At 72.0% G+C, this 7,565-nt stretch carries 5 protein-coding genes and 2 pseudogenes; all 7 read left to right on the forward strand.

All coding sequences use genetic code 11. The annotated features are described in order from the left end of the window. Positions 1-121: 121 nt before the first annotated feature. The 7 genes and pseudogenes from ACFWM7_RS31575 (at position 122) to ACFWM7_RS31605 (ending at position 7,505) form a co-directional block, all read left to right on the forward strand. Positions 122-1,295 (forward strand): annotated as a pseudogene (locus ACFWM7_RS31575) (acyl-CoA dehydrogenase family protein). After that, complete coding sequence (locus ACFWM7_RS31580) at positions 1,292-2,260, forward strand: bifunctional MaoC family dehydratase N-terminal/OB-fold nucleic acid binding domain-containing protein (protein ID WP_383267171.1); 969 nt, start codon at positions 1,292-1,294, stop codon at positions 2,258-2,260. The pseudogene ACFWM7_RS31575 and the gene ACFWM7_RS31580 overlap by 4 nt, the downstream one beginning before the upstream one ends. A gap of 1 nt (position 2,261) precedes the next feature. Beyond that, entirely contained in the window at positions 2,262-3,311 is a 1,050-nt protein-coding gene (locus ACFWM7_RS31585) for an acyl-CoA dehydrogenase family protein (RefSeq protein ID WP_383267174.1), read from the forward strand. Then, positions 3,308-3,728 (forward strand): annotated as a pseudogene (locus ACFWM7_RS31590) (MaoC/PaaZ C-terminal domain-containing protein). Before ACFWM7_RS31585 ends, ACFWM7_RS31590 begins: the two are co-directional and overlap by 4 nt. After that, positions 3,725-4,891 (forward strand): lipid-transfer protein, encoded by a 1,167-nt coding sequence (locus ACFWM7_RS31595; RefSeq protein WP_383267176.1) that lies wholly within the window; start codon positions 3,725-3,727, stop codon positions 4,889-4,891. The pseudogene ACFWM7_RS31590 and the gene ACFWM7_RS31595 overlap by 4 nt, the downstream one beginning before the upstream one ends. A gap of 179 nt (positions 4,892-5,070) precedes the next feature. Further along, a complete protein-coding gene (locus ACFWM7_RS31600) occupies positions 5,071-5,634 on the forward strand; it encodes a SigE family RNA polymerase sigma factor (RefSeq protein WP_383267178.1) in 564 nt (187 codons plus the stop codon). 215 nt (positions 5,635-5,849) lie between these two features. Then, positions 5,850-7,505 (forward strand): long-chain fatty acid--CoA ligase, encoded by a 1,656-nt coding sequence (locus ACFWM7_RS31605; RefSeq protein WP_383267180.1) that lies wholly within the window; start codon positions 5,850-5,852, stop codon positions 7,503-7,505. The last annotated feature ends 60 nt before the right edge of the window (positions 7,506-7,565 follow it).

Below are 7,565 nucleotides of genomic sequence, written 5' to 3' on the forward strand. Positions count from 1 at the left end.
CTTGACAGGGGGTCGGTATCTGACGGACAGTCAGAAACGTCGAGGGCGGGCCGGCGGTCATCGGGACGTCGGTCGGCAGCGCTCCGGCGGTTGACGCATCCGCAGCTCTGGAGGCCCCTCCGTGCATCTCGCTCCGACGGAACGCCAGCAGCAGCTCCGCGCCGAACTCCGTTCGTATTTCCGTACGTTGATGATCGACGCGACCGCGAGCGTGAGCGAACAGCGGCGGCTGCTCCGGCGGATCGGCGCCGACGGGCTGCTCGGGCTCGGCTGGCCCGAGGCGTACGGCGGGCAGGGCCGGGGCCCCGACGAGCAGTTCGTCTTCTTCGACGAGGCGTACCGGGCCGGCGCCCCGGTCTCCATGGTCACCCTCAACACCGTCGGCCCGACCCTGATGGCGTACGGGACCGAGGAGCAGAAGGCGTACTTCCTGCCCCGCATCCTCGGCGGCGACCTCGTCTTCGCGATCGGCTACAGCGAGCCGGAGGCCGGTACGGACCTGGCATCCCTGCGGACCCGGGCCGTGCGGGATGGCGACGACTGGGTCATCGACGGGCAGAAGATCTTCACCAGCAACGCCCAGCAGGCGGACTGGATCTGGCTCGCCTGCCGTACGGATGCCGAGGCCCCCAAGCACCGCGGCATCTCGATCATCCTGGTGCCCACCGGTTCCCCCGGCTTCTCCTGGACGCCGATCCGGACCGTGGGCGGGGTCACCACCACCGCCCACCTACTACGACGGCGTACGCGTCCCGGCCGCCAACCTCGTGGGCGAGGAGAACGGCGGCTGGCGGCTCATCACCAGCCAGCTCAACCATGAACGCGTCGCTCTGGCCGCGATCGGCATGCAGGCCGAGGACTTCTACGAGGAGGCCCTCGCCCACGCCCGCACCCCCGATCCCGCGACCGGGCGCCGCCGGATCGACGAGCCGTGGGTGCGCGCCCGGCTCGCGGAGGCGTACGCCCGGCTCGCGGCGACACGGCTGCTGAACTGGCGTCTGGTCCACGCCGTCGGCGCCGGCGCACCCGCCCCCGGCGAGGCCAGCGGGGTGAAGCTCGCGGGCACCGAGAGCGCGGTCGAGGTCTACCGGATGTGCCAGGAGGTCGTCGGCGACACCGCCCTGCTCCGGGGCGGTTCCCCCGGCTGCTTCGGGGCCGGCGGCTTCGGGCCCGGCGGCGAGTTGGAGCGGATGAACCGGGCCGCCCAGATCAACACCTTCGGGGGCGGCGTCGGCGAGGTGCAGCGCGAGATCGTCGCGACGGCCCGGCTCGGGATGACCCGGAGCAAGCGATGAGCGGGGCCGACGCTCCGCGGTCGGCCGAAAAGGCTGACAGCGACGAGCTGTTCGCGCAGCTCCGCGCCTACGAAGGCCGCGCCGCCGCCACCGCCGGGCGCGGCAAGGACCCGGTCAACGAGCCGATGATCCGGCACTGGTGCGAGGCGATGGGCGACGCCTCGCCCGCCTACCGGGGTCCGGACGCCGTCGCCCCGCCGACGATGCTCCAGGCCTGGACGATGGGCGGGCTCTCCGGGCACACGGACGGCACGGGGCGCTCCGCCGCGTACGACGCCATGTTCGCGCTGCTCGACGGCGCCGGCTACACCTCCGTCGTCGCGACCGACTGCGAGCAGGAGTACCTCCGGCCGCTGCGCCCCGGCGACCGGATCACCTTCGACACGGTCATCGAGTCCGTCTCCCCGCGCAAGACGACCAAGCTCGGCACCGGCTACTTCGTCACCACCCGCACGGACGTCCGCGCCGACGGCGAACCGGCCGGGACGCACCGCTTCCGCATCCTCAAGTACCGCCCCGCGCGACGGAACAAGGACTCCGAGCCGGCGGCGCGCCGCCCCCGGCCCGTGATCAACCGCGACAACGCCGGGTTCTGGGCCGGGGTCGCCGAGCACCGCCTCCTCATCCAGCGCTGCACCGACTGCGCGACCCTGCGCCTCCCCTGGCTGCCCGGCTGCAACGCCTGCGGCGGCGCGGAGTGGGACACGGTCGAGGCGGGCGGCGAGGGCAAGGTTTTCAGCCATGTCGTCATGCACCACCCGCCGTTCCCCGCCTTCGCCCCGGACGGCGAGGGCGGGCCGTACGCCGTCGCGCTGGTCGAGCTGGCCGAGGGCGTCCGCATCGTCAGCAACGTGATCGGTGTGCCGTACGACAAGGTCCGCGTCGGCATGCCCGTACGCCTGGAGTTCCTCGTCACGGACCCCGACCTCGAACTGCCCGTCTTCCGGGCGAGCGAAGGAGGTTGAGATGGACTTCACCCCGAGCGAGGAACAGTCCACCGCGCAGGGGCTGGCCGCGCGGATCTTCGGCGACCTGTCCACGCACGAGCGGCTGGCGGCGGCCGGCACGGGCACGGACGCGGAGCTGTGGAAGGAGCTGTGCGCGGCGGGGCTGCCCGCCGCCGTCGAGGACATCGGGCTGCTCGGCCTCGTACTCCTCCTGGAGGAACAAGGGCGGACCACCGCCCAGGTCCCGTTCGCCGCCACCTGTGTGTACGGGCTGCTCGCGGTCGCCGAGCACGGTATGGCCGAGCAGCGCGAGCGCCTGCTGTCCGGCCTGCGCGAGGGTACGGCGGTGGCGACGGGCGCGTTCCCGGCCCGGGGCGGCGTCCACCTGGCGGGCGGTGCGCTGTACGGGGCCGTGCCCTGGGTTCCCTGGCTGAGGGATGCCACCCTGGTGCTGGTGGCGGACGACGACCGGGCCCTGTGGATCGTCGAGGCGGGCGCGTCGGGCGTCACCGTCGAACCGGTCGAAACGACCGCGCCCTGGGCCGCGGGCCGGCTGGTTCTCGACGGCGTACGAGGGGAGCGGCTGGGGAACGGGCAGCCGGGGGCGTACGCGGCCGTCCTCGCCACTGCCCGTACCGCCTTCGCCGGGCTCCAGGCCGGGGTGTGCGCGGGGTCGCTCGCGCGCGCGGTCCACCACACCGTCACTCGTGAGCAGTTCGGGCGTCCGCTCTCCACCAACCAGGGTGTCCTGCTCCGTGCCGCCGACGCCCACATGGACACCGAGGCGATCCGGGTCACCGCGTACGAGGCGGCCTGGCGTCACGACGAGCAACTGGCATGCGCAGCACAGGCGCTGACCGCCGCATGGTGGGCCTCGGAGGCGGGCAAGCGGGTCGTCCACGCGGGGCAGCATCTGCACGGCGGCACCGGGGCCGACCTCGACCACCCGGTCCACCGGCACTTCCTCTGGGGCCGTCAGCTCGACGCGTACCTCAGCTGCGGCAGCGAAGTCCTGGAGGAGCTGGGGATGTTGCTGGCGGCGGACGGACCTCAGGGGGACGCGTCATGACCTCCCAGCACCGCGTCGGCGACGAGCTGCCGCCCCTGGAGATCCCGGTGACCCGGACCCTGATCGTCACCGGGGCCATCGCCTCGCGCGACTACCAGGACGTGCACCACGACGCGGAGTCGGCCCGGGAGAAGGGCTCGCCCGACATCTTCATGAACATCCTCACCACCAACGGGCTCGTCGGCCGCTACATCACCGATCACTTCGGCCCCACCGCCGTCCTCCGCAAGGTCGCGATCCGCCTCGGGGCCCAACTACCCGGGCGATGTCACGCGGTTGACCGGACACATCACCGACGTAAGAGCCGGAGAACCCGCCGAAGCGGTCGTCCAGCTCACCGGTGACAACGGCATCGGCCGCCACGTCACCGGCACGGTCACCATCGCCCTTCCGCACAGAGGCGAGGAGGCGACATGAGCATCCGCAGAGCCGACTCGCTCGGCGGGAAAGCCGCGATCGTCGGCGTAGGCGCTACCGAGTTCTCCAAGGACTCCGGCCGCAGCGAACTGAAGCTGGCCGTCGAGGCCGTCCGCTCCGCCCTCGACGACGCCGGCCTCACCCCCGCCGACGTGGACGGGCTCGTCACCTTCACCATGGACACCAGCCCCGAGATCACCGTCGCCCAGGCGGCCGGGATCGGCGAGCTGTCGTTCTTCTCCCGGATCCACTACGGCGGCGGCGCGGCCTGCGCCACCGTGCAGCAGGCCGCCCTCGCGGTGGCGAGCGGCATCGCGGACGTCGTCGTCTGCTACCGGGCGTTCAACGAACGCTCCGGCCGCCGCTTCGGCTCCGGCGTCCAGCGGCGCGAGCCCACCGCCGAGGGCGCGGCGCTCGGCTGGAACCTGCCGTACGGGCTGCTCACCCCCGCCTCCTGGGTGGCGATGGCGGCCCAGCGCTACCTGCACGCGTACGGCCTCGACCCGGAGGTCTTCGGGCACGTGGCGGTCCTCGACCGGCGGCACGCGGCGCGGAACCCGGCGGCGTACTTCCACGGGAAGCCCATCACGCTCGCCGACCACGCCGCGTCCCGCTGGATCGTGGAGCCGCTGCGGCTGCTGGACTGCTGCCAGGAGACCGACGGCGGCCAGGCCCTCGTCGTCACCGGCGTGGAACGGGCCCGCGATCTGCCCCGGCCGCCCGCCGTCGTCGTCGCGGCGGCGCAGGGGGCGGGCCGGTCGCAGGAACAGATGACGAGTTTCTACCGGGACGGGCTGACCGGTCTGCCGGAGACCGCCGTCGTCGCCCGGCAGCTCTGGCGCAGCTCCGGGCTGTCCCCGGCCGACATCGATGTGGGCATCCTCTACGACCATTTCACCCCGTTCGTCCTGATGCAGCTGGAGGAGTTCGGTTTCTGCGGGCCGGGGGAGGCGGGTGACTTCGTCGCGGCGGACGCCCTGCCCCTGAACACCCATGGGGGTCAGCTGGGGGAGGCGTACCTCCATGGGATGAACGGCATCGCGGAGGCCGTCCGGCAGATCCGGGGCACCTCGGTGAACCAGGTGGCGGGCGCGGCGAGGTCGCTGGTCACGGCCGGTACGGGCGTCCCGACGTCGGGTCTGGTGCTGGGCGCGGACGGCTGAGCGGCGCCGCCCGGGCCCCGGGGTGCCCGGGGGCTCTCGGGGGTGGACCCTGACGGTCGCACGGAGGCCCCTCCCCCTTCAGGAGGTGCAGGGTGGACGCCCCCTACAACCTGAGGCGGACGGCCCTTCGGGACCTGGGGCCGATCCCCTCGGCGGCGGCCGCTCCTAGCGTTGAGTGCATGACCACGCCAGTCTGCACGGGCGCCTCCAGGGCAGCCTCTGCCACCGCCGCCGGCCACCCCCACGCGCCCTACGCGTCGTTCTCCTCGTACGTACGGGCCCGGGGGCCGGTCCTGCTGCGTACCGCGCGCTCGCTCACCGCGAACCCGTGCGACGCGGAGGACCTGCTGCAGACCGCGCTCACCAAGACGTACGTCGCGTGGGAGCGGATCGAGGACCACCGGGCGCTGGACGGCTACGTCCGCCGGGCCCTGCTCAACACCCGCACCTCGCAGTGGCGCAAGCGCAAGGTCGACGAGTTCGCCTGCGAGGAGCTGCCCGAGCGGGAGACCGTCCCGGCACCGGACCCGGCCGAGCAGCAGTCGCTGCACGACGCGATGTGGCGCGCGGTGCTCAAGCTCCCGGACCGCCAGCGGGCGATGGTCGTCCTGCGCTATTACGAGGACCTGAGCGAGGCCCAGACGGCGGAGGTGCTCGGCGTGTCGATCGGTACGGTCAAGAGCGCCGTCTCCCGCGCCCTCGGCAAGCTCCGCGAGGACCCGGAGCTGACGCCGGTCCGCTGACCGGGACAATCACCAGGGAACCGGGGCAATAGCCAGGAAGCCGGGGTAATCACCGAGTAACCGGGATAATCGTCAAGGATGCCACACCGCCCCGGGCGGGGTGCCCATATGGCCCCCGGTCAGGATTTTTCTCCCGTGAGTAGTGACATACCGCGTGGTATGTGCGCAGAATCAGCGGAACCTTACTGCCGCGTAGCGCCCACCGGGAGGACGCCGTGCTGAGCACCATGCAGGACGTACCGCTGACTGTCACCCGCATCCTGCACCACGGGATGACGATTCATGGGAAGTCTCAGGTCACGACCTGGACCGGCGAACCCGAGCCGCACCGCCGTACCTTCGCCGAGATCGGCGCCCGCGCCACCCAGTTGGCCGACGCACTCCGCGACGAGCTGGGCATCGACGGCGATCAGCGGGTCGCCACGCTCATGTGGAACAACGCGGAGCATGTCGAGGCCTACCTCGCCATCCCCTCCATGGGCGCCGTGCTCCACACCCTCAACCTCCGGCTGCCGCCGGAGCAGCTCGCCTGGATCGTCAACCACGCGGACGACAAGGTCGTGATCGTCAACGGCTCGCTGCTGCCGCTCCTCGTGCCGCTGCTGCCGCACCTGCCGAGCATCGAGCACGTGGTCGTCTCCGGCCCCGGGGACCGTTCCGCGCTCGCCGGCGTCGCCCCGCGCGTGCACGAGTACGAGGAGCTGATCGCGGGCCGCCCCACCACGTACGACTGGCCCGAGCTGGACGAACGCCAGGCCGCGGCCATGTGCTACACCTCCGGCACCACGGGCGACCCCAAGGGCGTCGTCTACTCGCACCGGTCGATCTACCTGCACTCGATGCAGGTCAACATGACCGAGTCGATGGGGCTGACCGACAAGGACACCACGCTGGTCGTGGTCCCGCAGTTTCACGTGAACGCATGGGGGCTTCCGCACGCCACGTTCATGAGCGGCGTCAACATGCTCATGCCGGACCGCTTCCTCCAGCCCGCCCCGCTCGCCGACATGATCGAGCGCGAGCGCCCCACGCACGCGGCCGCGGTCCCCACCATCTGGCAGGGCCTGCTCGCCGAGGTCACCGCCAACCCGCGCGACCTCACCTCCATGGCCAACGTGACCATCGGCGGCGCGGCCTGTCCGCCCTCGCTGATGGAGGCGTACGACAAGCTCGGCGTCCGGCTCTGCCACGCCTGGGGCATGACGGAGACCTCGCCGCTCGGCACGATGGCCCACCCGCCGGCCGGGCTGAGCGACGAGGAGCAGTGGCCCTACCGCGTCACCCAGGGCCGCTTCCCCGCCGGGGTCGAAGCGCGGCTGGTCGGCCCCGGCGGCGAACACCTCCCGTGGGACGGCGAGTCGGCCGGTGAGCTGGAGGTCCGGGGCCCCTGGATCGCCGCCGCCTACTACGGCGGGGCCGACGGCGAGCACCTGCGCCCCGAGGACAAGTTCAGTGAGGACGGCTGGCTGAAGACCGGCGACGTCGGCGTGATCAGCACCGACGGCTTCCTCACCCTCACCGACCGGGCCAAGGACGTCATCAAGTCGGGTGGCGAGTGGATCTCCAGCGTCGAGCTGGAGAACGCGCTGATGGCCCACCCGGACGTCGCGGAGGCGGCCGTCGTCGCCGTGCCGGACGAGAAGTGGGGCGAGCGTCCGCTCGCGACCGTCGTCCTCAAGGAGGGCGCGACCGCCGACGTCGACTACGAGGCGCTGAAGGCGTTCCTCGCCGAGTCGGGCATCGCCAAGTGGCAGCTGCCGGAGCGCTGGTCGGTGATCCCCGCCGTGCCGAAGACGAGCGTCGGCAAGTTCGACAAGAAGGTGATCCGCAAGCAGTACGCGGAGGGCGAGCTGGACGTCACCCAGCTCTGACCGTTCGAGCCGTACGTTTCACGTGAAACAGGGCGGGGGCGGTACGGGATTCCCGTACCG

The sequence above is a fragment of the Streptomyces sp. NPDC058375 genome, assembly GCF_042723425.1.
Classification (GTDB): Bacteria; Actinomycetota; Actinomycetes; order Streptomycetales; family Streptomycetaceae; genus Streptomyces; species Streptomyces durocortorensis.

Excerpts from the sequence above, each read along its gene's own strand:
- ACFWM7_RS31580 (WP_383267171.1), top strand. The coding sequence starts at position 1,292 with ATGAGCGGGGCCGACGCTCCGCGGTCGGCCGAAAAGGCTGACAGCGAC.
- ACFWM7_RS31585 (WP_383267174.1), top strand. The coding sequence starts at position 2,262 with ATGGACTTCACCCCGAGCGAGGAACAGTCCACCGCGCAGGGGCTGGCC.
- ACFWM7_RS31595 (WP_383267176.1), top strand. The coding sequence starts at position 3,725 with ATGAGCATCCGCAGAGCCGACTCGCTCGGCGGGAAAGCCGCGATCGTC.
- ACFWM7_RS31600 (WP_383267178.1), top strand. The coding sequence starts at position 5,071 with ATGACCACGCCAGTCTGCACGGGCGCCTCCAGGGCAGCCTCTGCCACC.